A 20124-nucleotide genomic window follows, 5' to 3' on the forward strand; every position below is an offset into this window, starting at 1 on the left:
GCATGGCGCTCTTCCTCGACATCCACCCCCAGAACCCGCAGCCGCGCACCGTTCGTCAGGTCGTCGACGCTCTGCGTGACGGCGCGCTCATCGCCTACCCGACGTCGTCAGGTTTCGCTCTCGGTTGCGCGCTCGGCAACGCCGAGGGCAAGGAGCGCATGGTGCGCATCCGGCACCTCGACGCCAAGCACGACTTCACGCTCGTGTGCGAGGACTTCGCACAACTCGGTCAGCTCGTACAGCTCAACAACGCCGCGTTTCGGGCGATCAAGGCCTCGACGCCGGGGCCGTACACGTTCATCCTGCCGGCGACGGCGGAGGTGCCGCGCAAGCTCGTGCACCCGAAGAAGAAGACGGTCGGGGTGCGTCTCGACGACCATCCGATCGCGCGCGCCATCGTCGCGGAGTTGGGCGAGCCGCTGCTGTCGACGTCGCTCATTCTGCCCGACCAGGACGAGCCGTTCACCTACGGCTGGGCCGTCAAGGACGCGCTCGACCATGAGGTCGACATCGTCATCGATGCCGACGAGGTCGAGCCTCGCCCGACGAGCGTCATCGACTACACGGACGCGGCGCCGACCGTGTTGCGCGTCGGTGCCGGCGACGTCGCGCGCTTCGAGGGCTGACGCCGAGTCGCCGCGCGAACGGGGCCTGGAACAAGGGCCGGAGAAGCGCGGCGATCCACCCCCGCGGACGGTGCGTGCCGCCTAGACTCGACGTCATGATCATCGTGACGACGAACGACGTGACCGGCCACCGCATCGAGGCGACGATGGGTGAGTGCTTCGGCCTGACGGTGCGCTCGCGCCACATCGGCTCCAACATAGGCGCCGGGCTCAAGGCCATGGCCGGTGGTGAGCTCAAGGGCATCACCGAACTGCTCGTCGAGTGCCGCCGTGAAGCGTTGTCCCGCCTGGCCGCCGAGGCGCAGGCGCGCGGCGCGAACGCCGTCGTGGCATTCCGCTTCGAGACGAACGAGTTCGCACAGACCGGCATCGAGGTGTGCGCCTACGGCACGGCCGTCTATATCGCACCTGACGGCCAGCAGGGCGGGCAGCAGGCGCACCAGGGTCAGCAGGGCGGGGCGCAGCAGTGGAATGCGCCGGCGTCGCAGAGCATGGGCCAGCAGTTCGCGGGCGGCTCGGGCGAGCCCTCGCAGCAGTGGCAGGGCAACGCTGACGCACAGCGGTGATGACGCTCGTCGTCGCCGCGGCGGCCAGCGAGACGCGCTATCTTCCCGCTGACGTCGACGTGGTCCTGACCGGCCTGGGCAAGACCGCGGCGGCAATCGCAACGACGCGGGCACTCGCGGAGCGCACCCCGCAGGAACGGGCGGGGCTGCAGGTCGTCAACCTCGGCTCATGTGGAGCCCTGCGCCCCGGCATGCGGGGCGTCTTCGAGCCGGGCGTCGTGCTCAACCACGACATCAGTGCCGACGCGATCCGCGCCCTCGGCCACGACGTGCGCGAGCGCCTCGGCGTCGGGGCAGGCGACCCAGAGCTCGTCCTGGCCACGGGTGACCTGTTCGTCAGCGACGCACAGGTGCGGGATGCTCTTGCCGAGCGCGCGTCGCTCGTCGACATGGAGGGCTACGCCGTCGTCGCGGCCTGCCAGGCGTTCGACGTGCCCGTGCGCGTCGTCAAGCACGTCTCGGACGACGCCGACGCCTCCGCGTTCGACTGGGCGACGCTCGTCGACACCTCGGCGCGCGACCTCGCGGCCTGGTTCACCGCCAACGTCTCGTCCACCTGACGCGCCGCTGGGCGAACGCACGCGCCGCGGGATGTGGCAGCGCTAGCTCCGCGGCTCGCGAGCGGCATCAGCATACGGTCGGCCGTCGCGTCGCAAGCCGTCAGGAGCGGGGCAACGCCACGGTCAGACGCTGTGCCATGGACCGTGAGATCCGCGACTGAGCGCACGCCTCCAAGGCTTCACACGCTCAACAGCCGGGCCGACGCGCCGAGGGCCCGCGAGACGGGCTCGGCGTAGCCCGCGCCGAACAGATGCAGGTGGACGAGCCAGCCGAACAGCTGATGCAACGGCAGCTGCTCGCGCCAGTCGTCGGGCAGGTGGGCGGCCTCGGCGTAGGAATCGAGAATCGCCTCGAGCCCGGGGGCGCCGAACATCGTCAGCATCGCGAGGTCCGCGAGCGGGTGGTGCCCGCACGCCGCGGGGTCGATGACGACGGCGCCGCCGCGCGTCCACAGGACGTTGCCGCTCCACAGGTCGCCGTGTACGCGGGCGGGCCGCACGAACTCACCCGAGGCGCCCCAGGTGTCGACGGCCCCCGATTCGACGGCGCCGCAGACGCGCTGCGCGAGGTCAGCGTCGCGTCCCGCCAGCCGCGTGCGTTCCAGCACCGGTCGCAGCCGGGCCTGCGTGTAGAACGCCCCGAACGTCGCCGATTCGACATGGGGGAGCGTGAGCGGCTGATCGAGCGGACCGAAGAAGTACGTCGACGCGCCGGGCGGCAGCGCACCGAACGTGGGGGCACCCGCCGCATGCGTCGCCGCCAGAGCAGCACCGAACCGGGCCGCGGCCGCGTCGACGCCGTCGCTCGGGCGAGCCTCGTCTAGGCGCTCCAACGTCACCGACGTGGCGTCCTGGTCGAGCACCTCGACGACGTCGACGCCCCCATCGGCGCTCGCTGCGGCGAGCCACCGCAACCCCGCAGCCTCCGTGGCGAAGAAGCCGGACGGCGCGCCGGCTCGCTGCTTCACGTACGTGTTCTCGCGTCCGTTCATGCGATGAGAGTACGCTCGCGAGGTGCCGCAGATGACCACGCGCCGCCCCGTCCACCGCATCAACGCCGGGGGCATGAGCCGTCGCCCCGACGACCTCGTCGTCGAGGCGCCCCTCGAACTGCACCTCGACGACACGACCCTGGCTGTCCTCATGCGCACGCCCGGGCACGACACCGAACTCGCCGCCGGGTGGCTGCTCGTCGAGTCGGGAACGAGCGCGCCGGAGCACATCCGTCAGCTGCGCGGATGCTGGAAGAACGAGACCGACGCCATCGAGATCACCCTCGCCGCCGGCGTCGAACCACCGCGTCCGCGCTCGTTCGTCACCGGCGCAGCATGCGGCGTGTGCAGCGCCGACCAGCTGACGCTCGGACCCGCCATCGCGACGTGCGAAAAGGTGTTGAGCGCCGACGTCGCTCGCGAACTGCCCGACGCTCTGCGCCGCGGCCAGCGTGCCTTCGAACGCACCGGCGGGCTGCACGCGGCAGCGCTCGCGACGTACGACGGGGTGCTGGGGCCGGTGCGGGAGGACGTCGGGCGTCACAACGCCGTCGACAAGGTGCTGGGTCGCGCGCTCATGGAGGGCGAGCTGCCCGCGACGGATCGGCTGCTCGTCGTGTCCGGCCGGGTGTCTTTTGAGATCGTCCAGAAGGCCGTCGCGGCGGGCGTCAGCGGCATCGTCGCGGTATCGGCGCCGAGCTCGATGGCCGTCGATCTGTGCGAGGAATACGGACTCGTGCTCGTCGGCATGATGCGCCGCGACCACTTCAACATCTACGCCAGCGCCGACCGCGTCAGCGCCTGACGGACGAGCCCTCGACGGCGCCGCGTCCTCTCTCGATCAGCTCAGCGGGACGTCAGCCGCTTCAATCGTCTTTGGCTCACGACGATGCCGAGTACGACGAGCGCGGCGCCGATCGGTTCGTTTCACGTCATGTGCTCCCCGAGGAAGATGACAACCGAGGACGACGCCGACGACGGGCGTGAGGTAGGTGACGCTCGACGCGTTCGTCGGGCCCCAGGCACTCACGACATTCGTGTTCCACACGTACGCCATGCCCGTGCCAGGTGCGCCCAACGCGAGCATGCTCAGCACGACGCGCCAGCTGAGGGGCACCTCGCCGCGGCCCACGAACGGCGTGAGCACGAGCATGACGAGCGCGCCGAGCGAGACCTGGGCGCACGCGACGGCGAGCGCCGGCAGCCCACGCGGAGCGATCTGCTTGCTCAGGTAGGTGAAGCCGAGGCCGTGGCACGCGGTCGCGGCGAGGCACGCGAGCTGACCCGTCGCGCTCGAACCGCCGAGTGAGTGCCACGGCGACAGGATGGTGAGCACGCCGACGAAGCCGAGGACGATGGCGCGATCACGCGGTCAGCCGTTCCTCCGGCAGCGCCGCGACGGCGACGATCATCGTCATGAGCGGCGCCGTCACGTCTTAGATGCTCGCCAAGCTGGAGGAGGCGTGCTGCTCGGCCCACGCGAAGAGTAGAAACGGCACGACTCACAACAGCATCGTGACGACGAGCAGGTGGCCCCGCACCGCACGATCCCGCGGGAGCGGTTGGCGCCGCACCGCACAGATCGCGAGCAGCGCGAGCGCGCCGCTCGCCATGCGGGCGAGCACGACCTGCACAACGGACAGCCACCTCGAGGCCGACCTTCATGAACAGGAAGCTCGAACCCACATGAGCGCCAGCAACACGGACTGCGCGCCGACCGGCATGCGATTCACGGCGGGACTCCTGCGTCCTGACGCCAGGTCCGGCGTCAGTTCGCGAGCGCTTCGAGCAGGTCGAAGCGGGTGAGGACGCCGATGGGGCGGCCGCCGTCGACGACGAGGACGGCGCCCTCGTCATGCAGCGCCTCGCGCGCCGCCGACACCGGTTCGCCGCGGCCGATGAGCGGCAGGCCCTCGCCGAGGTGGTCGGCGATGGCGTCGCTGAGCTGCGCGTCCCCGGCGAACAACAGGTCCATGAGCGTGCGCTCGCTGACGGCGCCGCGCACCTCGCCGAGCATAACGGGCGGCTCGGCGGCGACGACGGGGAGCTGGCTGACGCCGTACTCGCGCATGATGTCGATCGCGTCGCGGATCGTCTCCTGCGGGTGGGTGTGGACGAGGTCGGGCAGGTCGCCGGACTTGGCCTGCAGCACGTCGCCGACGGTGCGCTCGCCCTCGCCGGTGATGAAGCCGTAGGAGTTCATCCACGCGTCGTCGAAGATCTTCGACATGTAGCCGCGCCCGGAGTCGGGCAGCAGAACGACGACGACGGCGTCCTCGGGCAGGTCCTTCGCCACGCGTAGCGCGGCGACGACGGCCATGCCGCTCGAACCGCCGACGAGCAGGCCCTCCTTCTCGGCGAGCTGACGCGTCATGGCGAACGCCTCGGCGTCGTTGACGGCGATGACGTCGTCCGGCACCGACGGGTCGTAGGCGCCGGGCCACATGTCCTCACCGACGCCCTCGACGAGGTAGGGACGCCCGGTGCCGCCCGAGTAGATCGAGCCCTCCGGGTCGGCGCCGATGATGCGCACGGGCCCACCGTCGGCCTCGCGGCGCTCGGCGCTGACCTCCTTGAGGTAGCGGCCGGTGCCCGAGATGGTGCCGCCCGTGCCGGCGCCCGCGACGAAGTGCGTGACGCGCCCGTCGGTGTCGCGCCAGATCTCCGGGCCGGTCGTCTCGTAGTGCGACTGCGGGCCGTGCTGGTTGAAGAACTGGTTCGGCTTCCACGCCCCGGGCGTCTCCTGCGTGATGCGGTCGGAGACCGAGTAGTACGAGTCGGGGTGGTCGGGCGCGACGGACGTCGGCGTGACGACGACCTGGGCGCCGTAGGCGCGCAGCACGTCCATCTTGTCCTTGGCGACCTTGTCGGGGCAGACGAAGATGCAGCGGTAACCCTTGCGCTGCGCGACGAGCGCGAGACCGACGCCGGTGTTGCCCGAGGTCGGCTCGACGATGGTGCCGCCGGGCTTCAGCTCGCCGGAGGCCTCGGCCGCCTCGATCATCTTGAGGGCGATGCGGTCCTTGACCGAGCCGCCGGGGTTGAAGTACTCGACCTTCGCGAGGACGGTCGCGCGCACGCCCGCCTCACGCGCGACGGTGCCCAGCTTGACCAGAGGGGTGTTTCCGACCAGATCGACGACGCTCTCCGCATAGTTCATGGCTGGATCATTTCATGCCGTGCCGGTAGGGGCGTGGCGAGAATTCGCCGAAGCTCAACGCCACCTGGACATGACCTGTCGTTCTACTGTGTGACTTGCGGTGTGACAACGCCGTGTAGACGCGGGTGCGCCCGCCTCATCACCAGGAGATCCCCATGGCCGTTCGCACCCGCATCCCGTTGGTCGCGCTCAGCGCCGTCGTCGGCGCAGCCACCCTCGCCTCGGCTCCCGCATCGAGCGCCGCGACGCGGTTCGCCACGTACGACGCGATCGTCGCGCTCGACAACTGCTCGGGTTCGCTCGTGCGCTTCCCCGGCGCTGCCGACACCGACAAGGCCCTCGTCCTGACGAACGGGCACTGCATCGGCACGATGCCGGAGCCGTCGACGTTCGTCTACGACAAGGCCGAGACACGTTCGGCGACCGTGCTCGGCGGCAGCGACGCGCACACCGTGACGAAGCTGACACTCGATCGCCTCCAGTACGCGACGATGACGGGCACCGATGTCGCCGTGTACCGCAGCACGTCGACGTACGCGCAGCTCGCGACGAAGAACGTCACCGCTCGCCCGCTCGCGGCCACGCACCCGAGCGACGAGGCAAGCATCGACATTCCGTCGGGCTACTGGAAGCAGCACTACGGCTGCGCGATCAACGGTTTCGTGTACCGGTTGAAGGAGGGCGGCTACACGATGAACGACTCGATCCGCTACTCGACGTGCCAGACGCCGCACGGCAGCTCCGGCTCGCCGATCGTCGATGCGACGAGCGGCACCGTCATCGGCATCAACAACACCGGCAACGACGACGGCAAGCGCTGCACACTCGACAATCCGTGCGAGGTCGACGCGGCGGGCAACGTCAGCGTCCACCAGGGCCAGAGCTACGGTCAGCAGACGTACCCGCTCACCGCGTGCTTCACCGCCGGGCGCATCGACCTCGGGCTCAAGGGCTGCACCCTGTTCGGCGCGACGCCCGCGCAGCCGCCGACCGACCCGACGCCGACTCCTACACCGGACACGAACCTTCTCGTCAACGGTGACTTCGAATCCGGCACCCGCGGCTGGGGCGGCACGACGGGCGCCATCACGACCGATGTGACGTACGCCGCGCACGGCGGCGCGGCGAAGGCGTGGCTGGGCGGCAACGGCCGACGCGTCAGCGAATCGCTCAGCCAGAGCGTCACGATCCCCGCGAACGCGAAGACCCCGACGCTGACGTACTGGAGCCGTGTCGTGACGGCCGAGACCGGCTCGCGCGCCTACGACACGTTCAGTCTTGACGTCGTCGACGGCACCTCGACGAAGCGTGTGGCGTCAGCCTCGAACCTCGATGCGAGCAGCGACTACGTGCGTCACACCGTCGATCTGTCGGCGTACAAGGGCCGCAGCGTCACGCTGCGTTTCAGTGAGAGCGAGGACGCCGACCTCGCGACGAGCTTCCTCGTCGACGACGTCAGCGTGACGGCGGGCTGACGCGCTCAGGAGCTCTGACGCATTCAGGCGGCGGCGCAGGCGTTCCAGGCGGCGAGGGTGGTGTCGTCGTCGGGGACGCCTGCGGCGCGCGCCGCGTCCGCGATGCCGCGCCACGTCGTCTCGTCGACAGGCAGACCGTCGCGGGTGCGGGTGGCGCGCGTGGCGCGTTCGACCTCGCCGGGCAGCAGCGGCCCATGCTCGGCGCCGGCGGGCGCGGGGGAGGCCTTGACCCATTCGAGGAAAGCATCGGCCGCGCCGGAGTCGAGTGAGCCGAGTGCGTTCGGGTCGATGAGGATGCTCGTCATCGAGTTGTAGATCGACGTCGCATCGTGCGCCGTCTCCTCACGCGTCGTCAGCCCGCCTGTGAGGGCGCCGCCGAGCAGTTCGCACATGATGGCCAGGCCCCCGCCCTTGTGCAGACCCATGGCACGCAGCGCGCCGTGCGGTTCGTCGAACAGCACCGACGGGTCGTCCGTCGGGCGCCCCTCGTGGTCGATGAGGCTGCCCTCGGGTGCCTCGACGCCCTTGTTGTGCGCGACACGCGCCTTGCCGTACGCGATGGCGCTCGTCGCGAAGTCGAGCAGGATGGTCGGTTCACCGACACGCGGGAAGGCGACGCAGAACGGGTTCGTGCTGAAACGGGCGTCGCTGCCGCCGAACGGCGCGACCATGAGGCTGCCGCCGACGTTGACGAAGTGGATGCTGATGAGCCCCGCCGCCGCGCACTGCTCGGCCCAGTGACCGATGCGGCCGACGTGGTGGGAGTTGCGCAGGCCCACGAGCGCGAGACCGTACTCGCGGGCCCGTTCGATGCCGACCGCCATCGCGTCGAACGCCATCGCCTGACCGAAGCCGTGCACGCCGTCGACGACGAGGACGGCGCCCGCGTCCGTCACCGTCTCCAGTTCGGCGTTGACGACGAGCCCACCCGCGGCGGCCGAGCCGACGTACGTCGGGATCATGCCGACACCGTGCGAGTCGTGCCCCGCGAGGTTGGCGGCGACGAGGTGGTCGGCGACGAGGCGCGCCTCGCGTTCGTCGCTGCCGAGCGCGTCACAGACGGTGCGGACGAGGTCGTGCGCCACGGCGGGCGGGACGATGCGTGTGGTCACGGCGGCAGGATTGGACGTCATGTCTCCAGCGTAGGCGTCCGCGAATCGGGCCCGGGCGGCGCCCGCGCCGATCCGGTGCCGACGAACGACGCACGTCTCAGGCCGCGCTCGACCACAACCGCACGGGTGTGATGCCGCCGGGTGTGCGCACGAGCACGGGCCACGCGAGGTGCTCGCCGAGCTCACGGGTCAGGGCGTCGGCCCAGCCCTCCTCGAACGGTGACGCGCCGGTCGTGCCCGATCGTTCGAGGCACAGTGCCGCGCCGCTGGGGACGCGATCATCGTCGACGAGGTGACGCACGAGCTCGCCGAGGCTGTCGATCGAGCGGGCATCCGGGGTGAGGCTGAGGCCCTCGATCTGCGTGAGGGCCGGCAGCGGGCGGGCGCTCGGGTCGAGGAACATCAGCCACAGGTTGCGCCCGCGCAGCGGGGCGGTCTCGAGCAGCGTCGTCCACGTCGCGACGAGCTCGGTGAGGTCGGTGATGGGTTCGTGCGCAGCAGTCATGGCTCCACCCTGACGCCTGGCTTCGCGGCGCCGCGTTCGTCATCCACAGCCGTCACACCTGGGGATGAGCCGATTGCGACTGCACGAGACTCACAGCCGCGTGTCGACATGACGACGGGGTGACGTCCGCCTGAGCGGACGACACCCCGTCGTCGTGGGCGAGCCGGGTCAGCTACGACGCGTGACCTCGGCGTTCTCCCGCTCCACCTTCGCGGCGTGCTCGGCACGCAGCTGCTCGTGCGCCGGGCGACGACGCACGATGAGGAAGTACGCGGCGAGCAGGATGACGAACCACAGCGGCGTCCACAGCAACGCCTGACGGGTGTCGTCCTTGATCCACAGCGTCCACAGCACGAAGACGAAGAACGCCATCGTCGCGTAGCACATGACGACGCCACCGGGCATCTTGAAGGTGCTTGCCTCGTGCAGGTGCGGGCGCCGACGGCGGTAGACGACGTAGCTGATGAGGATGATCGTCCACACGAACATGAAGCAGATCGCGGAGACCGTCGTGATCTTGTCGAACGCGTCGGCGACGCTGCCGCTCGCGCCGAGCAGCGGCAGGCCGATGAGCAGCAGCAACCCGCACGACAAGGCGAGGGAAGCCACCGGCACGCGGTTGCGTGACAGGCGCGAGAACACACGCGGCGCGTCGTTCTCCTCGGCGAGGCCGTAGACCATGCGTGAGGTCGAGTAGATGCCCGAGTTCGCGGACGAGGCGGCCGACGTCATGACCACGAAGTTGACGACACCGGCTGCCGCGGCGAGCCCGGCAAGGGCGAACATCTTGACGAACGGCGACTCGCCGGCCTTGAACTCCGTCCACGGACGCACCGACATGAGGATGACGAGCGCGCCGACGTAGAACAGCAGCATGCGGATCGGCACCGAGTTGACGGCGCGCGGCAGGTTCTTCTCCGGGTCCTTCGTCTCAGCAGCGGCGGTGCCGACGAGCTCGACGCCGACGAACGCGAACACGGCGATCTGGAAGCCCGCGGCGAAGCCCATGAACCCCATGGGGAAGATGCCGCCGTGCGACCACAGGTGCGAGAACGACGACTTTTGCCCGCCGTGCGAGCTGCCCGTGAAGATCATGTAGAGGCCGACGACGATGAGCGTGATGATCGCGATGACCTTGATGAGCGCGAACCAGAACTCGAGTTCGCCGAACGCCTTGACGCTCGGCAGGTTGAGCAGGAACAGCAGCGCGACGAGGCCGACGGCGGGGATCCACGACGGGGTGTCGGGCCACCAGTACTGAATGTACTTGGCGATGGCGGTCGTGTCGGCGATCGCCGTCGCGATCCAGCAGAACCAGTAGGTCCAGCCGACGAAGTACGAGGCCCACGGGCCGAGGATGTCGCCCGCGAAGTCGGCGAACGACTTGTAGTTGAGGTTGCTCAGCAGCAACTCACCCATGGCGCGCAGCACGAAGTACAGGAAGAACCCGATGATCGCGTACACGAGGATGACGGACGGGCCGGCGACGCTGATCGTCTTGCCCGAGCCCATGAACAGGCCCGTGCCGATCGTTCCGCCGATGGCGATGAGCTGGAGGTGGCGGTTGGAGAGCCCCCGGGAGAGGTGCTCGCCGGCCGGTTCGTCATGAACCGGCGCTGCGGGTGTCGACATGCGCTGCCTTCCTGATCGTGGTCACGCGCCGAGGGGAGCCTATGAGCAAGATGTTTCATCGGTATGACGTGACACACGCCTTTCGCATCAAGGTTGCATAACGCTTAGTTGGGGTGGATGCCGTCGTCGATCCATGACGGTGGCGCTGATGGCAGCACCGACGGTGGCGTCGTCATGGAATGGCCGGCGGGCTCGCGTGGTTGCACCGAGCATGGAACCGATCTACACCGCAGAAGCACTCGCCACCGGCGCCGGCCGCAACGGCCACGTCCACTCCAGCGACGGTCGCGTCGACCTCGACCTCGCCGTCCCACAGAGCATGGGTGGGTCGGGTGACGGCGCGAACCCCGAGCAGCTCTTCGCCGCCGGATACGCCGCGTGCTTCCACTCGGCACTGCAGATGGTGGCCCGCGGCGCGGGCGCCGACCTGGGGGAGTCGAGCGTCGGCGCGCGCGTCTCCATCGGCAAGGCCGGTGAGGGCTTCGGCCTCGCCGTCGAACTCGAGGTCGTCATCCCCGACCTGCCGCATGACGAGGCGCAGGCGCTCGCCGACAAGGCGCACCAGGTGTGCCCCTACTCCAACGCGACGCGCGGCAACATCGACGTCACCATCACCGTCAGCGAGGACTGAGGCGCCGCGACCGAGAGCGGTTCGCGCGGGCGCCGCGTCGGCTGAACCGGCCGCGCGACGGCCCGTCGCCGCGGCAGCGTGACTGACATGACGAGCGGGTCCCCACCTCGAGGTGGGGGCCCGCTCGTCATGCGTCGTGACGCTCGAAACCGTCAGTGCTGCGCGACGGGCGACGCGCCGCGCACGCCGGAGGAGTGCGGATCGTCCTCCATCGAGGAGTAGTCGAACGGGTCGCGCCCGCCGAGCACGTCACCGAGGCGCTCGCGGTCGATCGTCTTGGTCCACGTGCCGATGAGAACGGTCGCGACCGAGTTGCCCGCGAAGTTCGTCAGTGCGCGGGCCTCTGACATGAAGCGGTCGATGCCGACGATGAGGCCGACGCCGTCGACGAGCTCGGGCTTGTGGCTGCTGAGGCCGCCGGCGAGGGTGGCGAGACCGGCGCCGGTGACGCCGGCCGCACCCTTGGAGGCGACGATCATGAAGACGAGCAGGCCGATCTGTTCCCCGATCGACATCGGCATGTTCATCGCGTCGGCGATGAAGAGCGAACTCATCGTCAGGTAGATCGCGGTGCCGTCGAGGTTGAACGAGTATCCCGTCGGCACGACGATGCCGACGGTGGAGCGGTTGATGCCGGCGTGCTCCATCTTCGCCATGAGGTTCGGCAGCGCCGACTCCGACGACGATGTCGCAAGGATGAGGAGGAACTCGCGGCCGAGGTACTTGAACAGCCTCCAGATGTTGACGCGCGCGACGACCCACAGCAGCGCGCCGAGAATGACGAAGATGAACAGCGCGCACGTGACGTAGAAGCCCGCCATCAGTTTCGCCATCTCACCGACGGCCTTGGCGCCGGATTCGCCGACGACGGCCGCCATCGCACCGAACGCGCCGATCGGGGCGAGCCACAGCACCATCGACAGCACGCGGAACACGATCTTCTGCATCGTGGCGATCGCACGCAGCGCGGGTTCGGCGGAGTCGCCGATGCGCTGGATGGCGAAGCCGACGAGCAGTGCGATGAACAGCACCTGCAGGACGCTGCCGGAGGTGAACGCGGAGAAGAACGTGTCGGGGATGATGCTCTTGAGGAAGTCGATGAACCCGCCCGACTTCTCGGCCGTCTTGACGTACTTGTCGGCCGATCCGTGCTTGACCGTCAGCCCGTGGCCCGGCTGGATGATGTTGCCGACGACGAGACCGATCGCAAGCGCGAACGTCGACATGGTGAGGAAGTAGGCGAGCGCCAGGCCTCCTGCGCGCCCGACCGTCGCGGCCTTGCGGACGGAGCCGATGCCCAGCACGATCGTGCAGAAGATGACCGGCGTGATCATCATCTTGATGAGGCTGACGAACATCTCACCGAGCGGCTTCCAGGCCTTCGCCGCGTCCGGCGCGACGAGACCGAAGACGATGCCGGCGATGACGGCGACGATGACGCCGATGTAGAGGTAGTGGCTGCGATCCTTCTTGGGGGATGTCGCGGCCGTGGAGACCTCCGGCGGCGCGCCCTCAGCGGAACTGCGCGGTGGTGGCGTGGGCGACGACGATACGTCGTGGTCGTACTGATCCGGCACGGATGGCTCCCGATCTTGCGGCTGAACTGTGACGCCGTTCACCCTAGGATGAAGATCAGACGAACCACGAGGTGGGGTGCCTCACACCGGATTTTGTGACGAAATCGATGCTGGCTGCGGGCGGGGGCACTCGCGGGCTCCGGTCAACTACGAGTTCGGGCCGTGACTCAACTCACGCGGGCCGGCGTGACAGGAGCGCCGCGACCTCGGCGTGGTTGGTGTGCGGAAACATGTCGAACAGTCGCGCGGCCCGCACGTCGAAGCTCGGCATCGCGGCGAGATCGGCGGCAAGGCTCGTCGGGTTGCAGCTCGAGTAGATGACGTGCGCGACGCAGCTGCGCTCGAGCGCGTCGGCCAGCGCTTCGATGCCGCGTCGCGGCGGGTTGACGACGACCAGATCCGGAACGTCGTGCTCGGGCATGACGAGGGTGCTCGCGTCGCCGACGTCGAACGTCACGCTCGCCTCGAGGCCGGCGTCCGCAGCGCTGCGGCGGGCGCTGTCGATGGCGCTCGGTTCGATCTCGACGCCGTGGACGCGCCGGGTGCCGTCCGCAAGATGGAGGGCGAAGCCGCCGACACCGCAGTACAGGTCGAGCACCTGACGCGCGTCGACGTCGTCGGCCCACGCGCGCGCCTGGCGGTACAACGCCGCGGCGACGTCGGTGTTCGTCTGGAAGAAGCTGCGGTGCTGCAGGTGCAGCGTCACGTCGCCGACGGCCGCACGCAGCGTCTGCGTGGGCGTCAGGGCGATCTCGACGTCCCCCTCGACGACGGCCTTGTGCTGCGGATGGATGTTCGCCGAGACGGCGACGATCTGCGGCAGGCGGTCCGTCAGGGCGGGCAGGGCGGCGCTGAGTCGGTCGACTCCGTCATTGGTGCGCACGACGAAGCGGACGAGCAACTCGCCGTCAGTGTTGGTGGTGACGATGACGAACTTGAGCTCGCCCGTGCGCGCGTCGACGTCATAGGGCATGAGACGTGCGTAGGTGATGAACCCGGCGAGGTCGGGCACGACGTCCCAGATCGGCCGTTCCTGGATGGGGCACTCGCGCAGGTCGACGGCCGGGCGCCCGGGCAGTGCGAGACCGAGCGTCGGAGCGTCGACGTGGCCGCCGACGGCGAACTTCACCTTGTTGCGAAACGCGGCCGGGCGCGATGCGGTGGGGGAGAGCCACGCCTCGGGCGCCACTCGTGCGGCGAGGGTGTGCTCGACGGACGTCTGTTTGCGCATGAGTTGCTCGTCGTACGGCACAGCCAGGTTCGTGCACGAGCGGCACGCACCGACGTCGAAATAGTGGCAGTGCACGCGCTCAGCGGCGGACGGTGAAGTCGTCGTGGCCCTCGGGGGCGACGTCTCGCACCTCGACGTCGTCGACGGACGCCGCGTCGGGGCCGTCGTGACACCAGTCGACGAGCGATTCGACGGCGTCGGGCGTACCCTCGGCGACGACGTGCACCGCGCCGTCATCGAGGTTCTCGACGTATCCGACGAGGCCCAGCGTGCGCGCCTGCTCGGCGCACGCGGCGCGGTAGCTGACGCCCTGGACCGTGCCGGTGACGCGCAGATCGACCGCGCGGGACTGGTTCGAGACTGACATGCGCCTACGGTACGTCAGCGGCCCGCTGCGCTGCACCAGCCCCGAACGGGCGGGGCCGTGGCCGGTTTCTCGGGTCGACCCCCGCCGGTTTCGCAGCCCGATCGCGCGTTGGATAGGTTCACTCTCGACCCTTGGTTCCTCCTGCCGCGTCGCTGGGCAGGCCTCGAGAATGGATGGCGCATGTCCGACGCACCGGGTGCCGAGAGCGCCCCGAACGAGTGGACCGACGCCGAGCGTCGCCTCGGCGGCATCCCCGACGCAGCCCGCGACGACGACGTCAGCCCCGCTGACGCGGAGCGTCTGGCGCGTCGACATGTGCTGCACGTGTCGTTCATCGCCGCGTTCGGCGGGCTGCTCTACGGCTACGACACCGGCGTGATCTCGGGTGCGATGCTGCACGTCACCGAAGAGTTCCACATCAACGAGGAGCGCTTCGGCTCGGCGGCGCACAACATCACGGAGATCATCACCTCATCGATCCTGCTCGGCGCGGTGCTCGGTGCGCTGGGCACGAGCGTCATCGTCAAGAAGGTCGGGCGGCGCAAGGCGATCATCGGCATCGCGGCCATGTTCGCGATCGGCGTGCTACTCAGCGGCGCCGCGAACGACTGGTGGACGCTGTCGCTCGCGCGCGTCTTCCTCGGCCTCGCCGTGGGTGGCTCGACGATGGCGATCCCGACGTACATCTCCGAGCTCGCACCGCCCGCGAAGCGCGGCAGCTACGTGACGTTCTTCAACGTCGCGATCGGCGTCGGCATCCTCACCGCGAGCCTCGTCAACTACTTCGGCGACTCCGCGATCAGCTGGCGGGTCCGGATCGCCGCCGCTGTCGTTCCGGCGCTCGTGCTGCTCATCGGGATGAAGCCGCTGCCGGAGAGCCCACGCTGGCTGGTGCAGCAGGGGTTCGTCAACCCTGCTCGTCGGGTGCTGCGCTGGGTGCGTCCGAGCACGCGCGCGGTCGACGCGGAGATCGCCGAGATCAAGCGCACCTACCGCGAAGAGCAGCAGGCCTCCGGTGAGGGGGAGTGGCGAACCCTGTTCAGCGAGAAGTGGATTCGCCCGGCACTGTTCGCCGGCATCATGGTCGCGATCTTCACGCAGATCACCGGCTTGGAGATGATGATCTACTACACGCCGACCATCCTGAAGAACAACGTCGGCTTCTCCGACCACATGGCGCAGGCGGGCAACGTCGGCGTCGGCGTCGTCTATCTCGTCATGACGACGCTCGGTAAGTTCGTCGTCGACCGCATCGGGCGTCGCCGTCTCATGCTCGTCATGCTGCCGGGCGCGGCGGTGTCGATCGCCGCGTTCGGCATCGCGTTCTGGGTGACGAACGACGACCCGCCTGCGGGCCTCGCGCTCGCGCTCATCCTGTCCTTCATGTTCTTCCAGGCCGGCGGCATCCAGGTCGTCGGGTGGCTCATGGGTTCGGAGCTGTACCCGCTCAAGGTGCGTTCGGCGGCGACGGCGCTGCACGCGGCCGCGCTGTGGGGTTCGAACCTGCTCATCACGCTGACCGCCCTCACGCTCATCGACTGGCTGTCGCTACCGGGCGCGATGATCTTCTACGCCGTCATCAACGTCATCGCCTGGGTGACGGTGTACTTCTTCGTTCCTGAGACGAAGGGTCGCAGCCTCGAAGAGATCGAGTCGAGCTTGCAGGACGGCACGTTCCTGCCACATCGTGGGCACAAGCGCTCGCCCGCCGACGCCTGACGGCATCCCGCCGCAGACCGGCGTTCATCGCGCGAGAGGCGAGCGCCGGTCGCGTCGTGGGGGATTGGTGCTGAACGTTAGGCAAACCTAAAATGCCATGAGAAGCATTGACGAGCCGTTCGACAAGTAACGCCTGGTTATGTTTACGCTAACAACTCGTTCATGACGCCTGCCGGACATCACCCTGCCCGACGACGCCACCACCGCGCGGCCAACGCCGTGCCACCTGTAGAAGGGGATTGCATGCGAGACCTTCGCGTCGCCGTCATCGGAGCCGGCCCGGCCGGCATCTACGCCTCGGACATCCTGACGAAGCAGCACGAGGGCGCGCGCGTCGACCTGTTCGACCGGCTGCCCGCACCGTACGGCCTCGTGCGCTATGGCGTGGCGCCCGACCACCCGCGCATCAAGGAGATCATCAAGGCGCTGCGTCGCGTGCTGTCGGGCGATCGCATCCGCTTCATCGGCAACGTCGACTACGGCACCGACCTCGACCTCGAGCAGCTGCAGGAGCACTACGACGCCGTCATCTTCTCCACGGGCGCCTCGAGCGACCGACCGCTGAACATCCCCGGCATCGACCTCGACGGTAGCTTCGGCGCCGCAGACTTCGTCTCCTGGTACGACGGCCACCCCGACGTGCCGCGCGAATGGCCGCTGACGGCGCGCAAGGTCGCCGTCCTCGGCGCCGGCAACGTCGCCCTCGACGTCGCGCGCATGCTCGCCAAGCCCGCCGACGAGCAGCTGACGACCGAGATCCCGCAGAACGTCTACGACGGGTTGAAGGCGAACCAGGCGACGGAGGTGCACGTCTTCGCGCGCCGCGGCCCGGCGCAGTTGAAGTTCTCACCGATGGAGTTCCGCGAGCTGTCGCACAGCCCGAGCATCGACGTCATCGTGCACGAGGAGGGCTTCGAGATCGACGAGGCCGGCCAGGCCGCCATCAACGCGAGCAAGTCGACGAAGCTCGTCGTCAACACGCTGCTCAAGTACCTCGAGAACGAGCCGAGCGGCGCGCCGCACCAGATCCACCTGCACCTGTGCGAGGCGCCTGTCGAGATCCTCGGCGAGGACGGCCGCGTCGTCGGCCTGCGCACCGAGCACCAGGAGTTCAACGGCGACGCGACGACGCATGGCACGGGCGAGTTCCGCGACTGGGACGTGCAGGCCGTGTACCGCGCCGTCGGGTACTACAGTTCTCCGCTGCGCGACCTGCCCTTCGACGACGCCGCGGGCGTCGTGCCCAACGAGGCGGGTCGCGTGACGGACGTCAGCGGCGAGGCGATGCCAGCGACGTACGTGACGGGGTGGATCAAGCGCGGCCCCGTCGGGCTCATCGGGCACACGAAGTCGGATGCGTCGGAGACCATCGCGTGCCTGCTCGAGGACCTCGACTCGCTGCCCACGCCCAGTGGCGGCGACCCGGACGCGCTGCTGCGTCACCTGCTTGATTCGGGTGTCGAGATCACGCTCTGGGATCACTGGGAGCGTCTCGACGCCCACGAGATCGCCCTCGGTGAGAGCGCCGGCCGCGAGCGCGTCAAGGTCGTGTCCCGTGAGGACATGATCGCCGCCGGTCGGGCATACGCCGAGGATCTTGCGTCCTGACGAGCTGCTGACGATGGCGCCCGGCCCGGCTGGATCGGGATGCAAGGGGGCGAGTTGCTCTCGTGCGTCCCGATGCGGGGCACGCGGGTCTCGAGATGGCGCAAGGCCACCTCGAGACCCGCGACACGTCAGTTCGCGGTCGACTTCTGCAGCGTGACGGACGCCGTGTGCGACGCGCCGGAGGTGTCGCTCCACGTCACCTTCATCGTCGAGCCGGGGTAGCGGGTGCCCATGAGCGAGCTGAGGGAGTCGCTCGAGGTGACGGCCTTGCCGTCGAGGGCGGTGATCGTGTCACCCGCCGTCATCCCCGTGCTTGCGACAGCCGAGCCGCTCAGCACCTGCTGCACGACGACGCCGGTGTCGCTCGCGCCCCGCAACGACGAGCTCGGGACGACGGCCACGCCGAGGGCGGCCTTCGCGCCGATGTGATTCGTCGTCGTCTTGCGGCCGGCGAGGATGTCGTCGGCGATCGACTTGGCCTGCGTGATCGGGATGGCGTACCCCTCGGCGTTGCTGCGCTGATAGCCGGTGAGCGAGTTCGTCGCGGATGCGGCGGTATCGATTCCGACGACCTTGCCCGCGGCGTCGAACAGAGGCCCGCCGGAGTAGCCGCCGACGATGGGCGCGTTCGTCTGCACGAGGTTCGTCAGGTTCTCACCGGACGACAATGACCCCTGCTCGGAGGCGGTGATCGAGCGCCCCGTCGCCGTCACGATGCCGGAGGCGGCGTAGAGCACGCCCTCGCCGCCGCCTTGGCCGACGGCGAGAACCTCTTCGGCCGTCCTGACTCCGTCGGTGTCCAGAGTGACGGTATCGAGGTTCTTCGCACCGCTGAGCTTGAGCAGGGCGACGTCGTGGGATTCGTCGTGCCCGACGACGCTTGCCGTGTATGACCCGCCGTTCGGGACGGTGACGCGGATCTGCGTCGAGCCGGAGACGACGTGGTAGTTCGTCAGGACGGTGCCATCGGCCGTGAGCACCATGCCGGAGCCCGCAGCCTCACCGCTCGGGGTGGCCACGTCGATCATGACGACGCCCTTGCTCTGAGCGGCGGTGGCGCGCGTCGTCGTTCCGCTGGATGACGCGCCACTGGCTTGCGCGCCGCCGTTCGACGGCGACGTGCTCGAGCCGTCCGGTGCGGTTTGCGGCATCGAGGCGCCGCCCTGATCCGTGTCAGTGGATGAGCTACCCGAATCGGTGGTGCTGCGACCGCTGGCGGCGTCGAGCTGACTGCGCAGCTGACGGGTGACGGAGCCGGCGTCGAACGCGCTGAGGGAACCGTCGTGCACGCCGATCGCCAAGGGGGCGGCGATGGCGGCCGAGCATGCTGCGGTGAGGGCGACGAGGGCGGGGCTGCGCATGGGATGCTCCTTGGGGCGAGTGCTCGGGCTTGCGATGGTGTGCGTCCCTGGCGTCGCGATGTGTTGGCGCGAGGGCGACGGCGACGGCGGTGCGTCGACGTGTTGAGACCCAGTGAAGGTGACGCACCGTGGGGTCCGCTGTCGCCGACCTGTGGAGTCGCTGTGTCGGCTGACGTCCGCGCGGCAGGTGGTGGGGGGCGCGCAGCGCACGGCCGCGACGTTGCACGACTTTCGAGCATCTGTACGAGGAATGTGCGCGACATTCCTCGTGCAGATGCTCAGAACTCGTGCACATGCGCGCGCCGGGGCCGGCTCGGAACGGTGTGAGGGGGTAGGAGACACTGGTCGCCGGGGGACAGGAGCGAAAGGGGGCGGTGTGAACATCTGGCCGCACATCGGCATCAGCGCCAGTGGCATCGTCGGCGTCGTGGTCGCGACAGTGGTGCTGTACGCCGTCTTCGTCGCGATCCTACATTTTTGGGGTGTGCGGTACCTGGCGGCCGGTTCGACGATGTCCGTCGCCGTGTTCACCGTCCTCGGGGCGCTGTGCGCCCGCGCGATGCTGGGCAACTCGCCGACGTTGTGCGGTGCGCTCGTCGCGATGGCCACCCTGTTCGTCCTGGAGTTCGGTTTCGGACGGCTGCACGCGGTGATGTCGATGCGCAGCCACCGCGCCGTGGGTCGCGCCCGGGCGTGGGCCGTCATGATCGACGGGCGGGCACGCCCGGACGCCCTGCGCCACGTCGGCCTCACCGCCGAGCGGTTGCACGAACGGTTGCGAGCCGGGGGAGTGCGGCACCTCGACGACGTCGCCCTCGCCGTCCTAGAACCGCGCGGCACGCTGACGGTCGTCCGGCGCGGCGAGAGCATCGACCCGAAGTTGCTGGTCGGGATCGCCGGGTTGCCGCCGGGGTTCGGTGACGTCGATACGACCGGCGGCCGCTGAACACCCCTCGAGATCGGGTGGCTTCCGTAGAGCACGTGTTCTCGCGATCTGCCACA

The 20124-nt window shown here is 69.1% G+C and carries 20 protein-coding genes; 9 read left to right on the forward strand and 11 right to left on the reverse strand.

What is annotated here, in order from left to right:
* Nucleotides 1-2 precede the first annotated feature (2 nt).
* From NQ706_RS11290 to NQ706_RS11300, 3 genes are all read left to right on the forward strand, one after another.
* Nucleotides 3-626, forward strand: coding sequence for an L-threonylcarbamoyladenylate synthase (locus NQ706_RS11290; RefSeq protein ID WP_006944340.1), 624 nt, complete (start codon nucleotides 3-5; stop codon nucleotides 624-626).
* Between the two features lie 95 nt (nucleotides 627-721).
* Nucleotides 722-1192, forward strand: coding sequence for a YbjQ family protein (locus NQ706_RS11295; protein ID WP_006944389.1), 471 nt, complete (start codon nucleotides 722-724; stop codon nucleotides 1190-1192).
* On the forward strand, nucleotides 1192-1752 hold the full coding sequence (locus tag NQ706_RS11300; RefSeq protein WP_038568024.1) for a nucleosidase: 561 nt from the start codon (nucleotides 1192-1194) through the stop codon (nucleotides 1750-1752). The genes NQ706_RS11295 and NQ706_RS11300 overlap by 1 nt, the downstream gene beginning before the upstream one ends.
* Before the next feature lie 179 nt (nucleotides 1753-1931).
* Here the strand turns inward: NQ706_RS11300 and NQ706_RS11305 are convergent, their stop codons facing one another.
* Nucleotides 1932-2744 carry a fructosamine kinase family protein gene (locus NQ706_RS11305; RefSeq protein WP_038570850.1) on the reverse strand — a complete coding sequence of 271 codons (813 nt, stop codon included), beginning with the start codon at nucleotides 2742-2744 and terminating at the stop codon, nucleotides 1932-1934.
* Between the two features lie 31 nt (nucleotides 2745-2775).
* Between NQ706_RS11305 and fdhD the strand changes: the two genes are divergently transcribed.
* A complete protein-coding gene (fdhD, locus tag NQ706_RS11310; protein ID WP_006944387.1) occupies nucleotides 2776-3549 on the forward strand; it encodes a formate dehydrogenase accessory sulfurtransferase FdhD in 774 nt (257 codons plus the stop codon).
* A gap of 36 nt (nucleotides 3550-3585) precedes the next feature.
* Here fdhD and NQ706_RS11315 read toward each other — a convergent pair whose 3' ends face one another.
* The 3 genes from NQ706_RS11315 to NQ706_RS11325 all read right to left on the reverse strand — a co-directional run bounded on the left by NQ706_RS11315 (nucleotide 3586) and on the right by NQ706_RS11325 (nucleotide 5904).
* Nucleotides 3586-4080, reverse strand: a complete 495-nt coding sequence (locus tag NQ706_RS11315) for a DMT family transporter (RefSeq protein ID WP_235181914.1) — start codon at nucleotides 4078-4080, stop codon at nucleotides 3586-3588.
* 166 nt (nucleotides 4081-4246) lie between these two features.
* Nucleotides 4247-4378, reverse strand: coding sequence for a hypothetical protein (locus NQ706_RS11320; protein ID WP_268746205.1), 132 nt, complete (start codon nucleotides 4376-4378; stop codon nucleotides 4247-4249).
* A gap of 134 nt (nucleotides 4379-4512) precedes the next feature.
* Nucleotides 4513-5904 carry a cystathionine beta-synthase gene (locus NQ706_RS11325; RefSeq protein ID WP_038568027.1) on the reverse strand — a complete coding sequence of 464 codons (1392 nt, stop codon included), beginning with the start codon at nucleotides 5902-5904 and terminating at the stop codon, nucleotides 4513-4515.
* 155 nt (nucleotides 5905-6059) lie between these two features.
* Between NQ706_RS11325 and NQ706_RS11330 the strand changes: the two genes are divergently transcribed.
* Complete coding sequence (locus NQ706_RS11330; RefSeq protein WP_239302945.1) at nucleotides 6060-7379, forward strand: serine protease; 1320 nt, start codon at nucleotides 6060-6062, stop codon at nucleotides 7377-7379.
* Between the two features lie 23 nt (nucleotides 7380-7402).
* Here the strand turns inward: NQ706_RS11330 and NQ706_RS11335 are convergent, their stop codons facing one another.
* The 3 genes from NQ706_RS11335 to NQ706_RS11345 all read right to left on the reverse strand — a co-directional run bounded on the left by NQ706_RS11335 (nucleotide 7403) and on the right by NQ706_RS11345 (nucleotide 10628).
* Nucleotides 7403-8512 carry a malate/lactate/ureidoglycolate dehydrogenase gene (locus NQ706_RS11335; protein WP_038568042.1) on the reverse strand — a complete coding sequence of 370 codons (1110 nt, stop codon included), beginning with the start codon at nucleotides 8510-8512 and terminating at the stop codon, nucleotides 7403-7405.
* Between the two features lie 76 nt (nucleotides 8513-8588).
* Complete coding sequence (locus tag NQ706_RS11340; RefSeq protein ID WP_038568045.1) at nucleotides 8589-8996, reverse strand: hypothetical protein; 408 nt, start codon at nucleotides 8994-8996, stop codon at nucleotides 8589-8591.
* Nucleotides 8997-9164: 168 nt separating this feature from the next.
* Complete coding sequence (locus NQ706_RS11345; protein WP_038568048.1) at nucleotides 9165-10628, reverse strand: amino acid permease; 1464 nt, start codon at nucleotides 10626-10628, stop codon at nucleotides 9165-9167.
* Nucleotides 10629-10839: 211 nt separating this feature from the next.
* On the opposite strand from NQ706_RS11345, the gene NQ706_RS11350 reads away from it, so the two are divergent.
* Entirely contained in the window at nucleotides 10840-11259 is a 420-nt protein-coding gene (locus NQ706_RS11350; RefSeq protein WP_038568051.1) for an organic hydroperoxide resistance protein, read from the forward strand.
* A 152-nt stretch (nucleotides 11260-11411) separates the two neighbouring features.
* Here the strand turns inward: NQ706_RS11350 and NQ706_RS11355 are convergent, their stop codons facing one another.
* The 3 genes from NQ706_RS11355 to NQ706_RS11365 all read right to left on the reverse strand — a co-directional run bounded on the left by NQ706_RS11355 (nucleotide 11412) and on the right by NQ706_RS11365 (nucleotide 14434).
* Entirely contained in the window at nucleotides 11412-12836 is a 1425-nt protein-coding gene (locus tag NQ706_RS11355) for a cation:dicarboxylate symporter family transporter (RefSeq protein ID WP_038568052.1), read from the reverse strand.
* A 172-nt stretch (nucleotides 12837-13008) separates the two neighbouring features.
* A complete protein-coding gene (locus NQ706_RS11360) occupies nucleotides 13009-14142 on the reverse strand; it encodes a methyltransferase domain-containing protein (protein WP_038568055.1) in 1134 nt (377 codons plus the stop codon).
* Between the two features lie 4 nt (nucleotides 14143-14146).
* A complete protein-coding gene (locus NQ706_RS11365; protein WP_038568058.1) occupies nucleotides 14147-14434 on the reverse strand; it encodes an acylphosphatase in 288 nt (95 codons plus the stop codon).
* Between the two features lie 180 nt (nucleotides 14435-14614).
* Here NQ706_RS11365 and NQ706_RS11370 point away from each other — a divergent pair, with 180 nt between their 5' ends.
* Both NQ706_RS11370 and NQ706_RS11375 read left to right on the forward strand, forming a co-directional pair.
* Nucleotides 14615-16153, forward strand: a complete 1539-nt coding sequence (locus NQ706_RS11370; protein WP_038568061.1) for a sugar porter family MFS transporter — start codon at nucleotides 14615-14617, stop codon at nucleotides 16151-16153.
* Between the two features lie 243 nt (nucleotides 16154-16396).
* Complete coding sequence (locus NQ706_RS11375) at nucleotides 16397-17761, forward strand: FAD-dependent oxidoreductase (RefSeq protein ID WP_038568064.1); 1365 nt, start codon at nucleotides 16397-16399, stop codon at nucleotides 17759-17761.
* 128 nt (nucleotides 17762-17889) lie between these two features.
* Here the strand turns inward: NQ706_RS11375 and NQ706_RS11380 are convergent, their stop codons facing one another.
* Nucleotides 17890-19122, reverse strand: coding sequence for a S1C family serine protease (locus tag NQ706_RS11380; protein WP_051805857.1), 1233 nt, complete (start codon nucleotides 19120-19122; stop codon nucleotides 17890-17892).
* A 376-nt stretch (nucleotides 19123-19498) separates the two neighbouring features.
* Here NQ706_RS11380 and NQ706_RS11385 point away from each other — a divergent pair, with 376 nt between their 5' ends.
* Nucleotides 19499-20068 carry a DUF421 domain-containing protein gene (locus NQ706_RS11385; RefSeq protein WP_051805859.1) on the forward strand — a complete coding sequence of 190 codons (570 nt, stop codon included), beginning with the start codon at nucleotides 19499-19501 and terminating at the stop codon, nucleotides 20066-20068.
* Nucleotides 20069-20124: the final 56 nt, after the last annotated feature.

It is taken from the genome of Dermacoccus sp. BD5 (assembly GCF_044878485.1).
In the GTDB taxonomy this organism is placed as follows: domain Bacteria; phylum Actinomycetota; class Actinomycetes; order Actinomycetales; family Dermatophilaceae; genus Dermacoccus; species Dermacoccus nishinomiyaensis.

Coding starts and splice junctions, on each gene's coding strand:
- NQ706_RS11290 (WP_006944340.1), top strand. CDS start 3: ATGGCGCTCTTCCTCGACATCCACCCCCAGAACCCGCAGCCGCGCACC.
- NQ706_RS11295 (WP_006944389.1), top strand. CDS start 722: ATGATCATCGTGACGACGAACGACGTGACCGGCCACCGCATCGAGGCG.
- NQ706_RS11300 (WP_038568024.1), top strand. CDS start 1,192: ATGACGCTCGTCGTCGCCGCGGCGGCCAGCGAGACGCGCTATCTTCCC.
- NQ706_RS11305 (WP_038570850.1), bottom strand. CDS start 2,744: ATGAACGGACGCGAGAACACGTACGTGAAGCAGCGAGCCGGCGCGCCG.
- fdhD (WP_006944387.1), top strand. CDS start 2,776: ATGACCACGCGCCGCCCCGTCCACCGCATCAACGCCGGGGGCATGAGC.
- NQ706_RS11325 (WP_038568027.1), bottom strand. CDS start 5,904: ATGAACTATGCGGAGAGCGTCGTCGATCTGGTCGGAAACACCCCTCTG.
- NQ706_RS11330 (WP_239302945.1), top strand. CDS start 6,060: ATGGCCGTTCGCACCCGCATCCCGTTGGTCGCGCTCAGCGCCGTCGTC.
- NQ706_RS11335 (WP_038568042.1), bottom strand. CDS start 8,512: ATGACGTCCAATCCTGCCGCCGTGACCACACGCATCGTCCCGCCCGCC.
- NQ706_RS11340 (WP_038568045.1), bottom strand. CDS start 8,996: ATGACTGCTGCGCACGAACCCATCACCGACCTCACCGAGCTCGTCGCG.
- NQ706_RS11345 (WP_038568048.1), bottom strand. CDS start 10,628: ATGTCGACACCCGCAGCGCCGGTTCATGACGAACCGGCCGGCGAGCAC.
- NQ706_RS11350 (WP_038568051.1), top strand. CDS start 10,840: ATGGAACCGATCTACACCGCAGAAGCACTCGCCACCGGCGCCGGCCGC.
- NQ706_RS11365 (WP_038568058.1), bottom strand. CDS start 14,434: ATGTCAGTCTCGAACCAGTCCCGCGCGGTCGATCTGCGCGTCACCGGC.
- NQ706_RS11370 (WP_038568061.1), top strand. CDS start 14,615: ATGTCCGACGCACCGGGTGCCGAGAGCGCCCCGAACGAGTGGACCGAC.
- NQ706_RS11375 (WP_038568064.1), top strand. CDS start 16,397: ATGCGAGACCTTCGCGTCGCCGTCATCGGAGCCGGCCCGGCCGGCATC.
- NQ706_RS11380 (WP_051805857.1), bottom strand. CDS start 19,122: ATGCGCAGCCCCGCCCTCGTCGCCCTCACCGCAGCATGCTCGGCCGCC.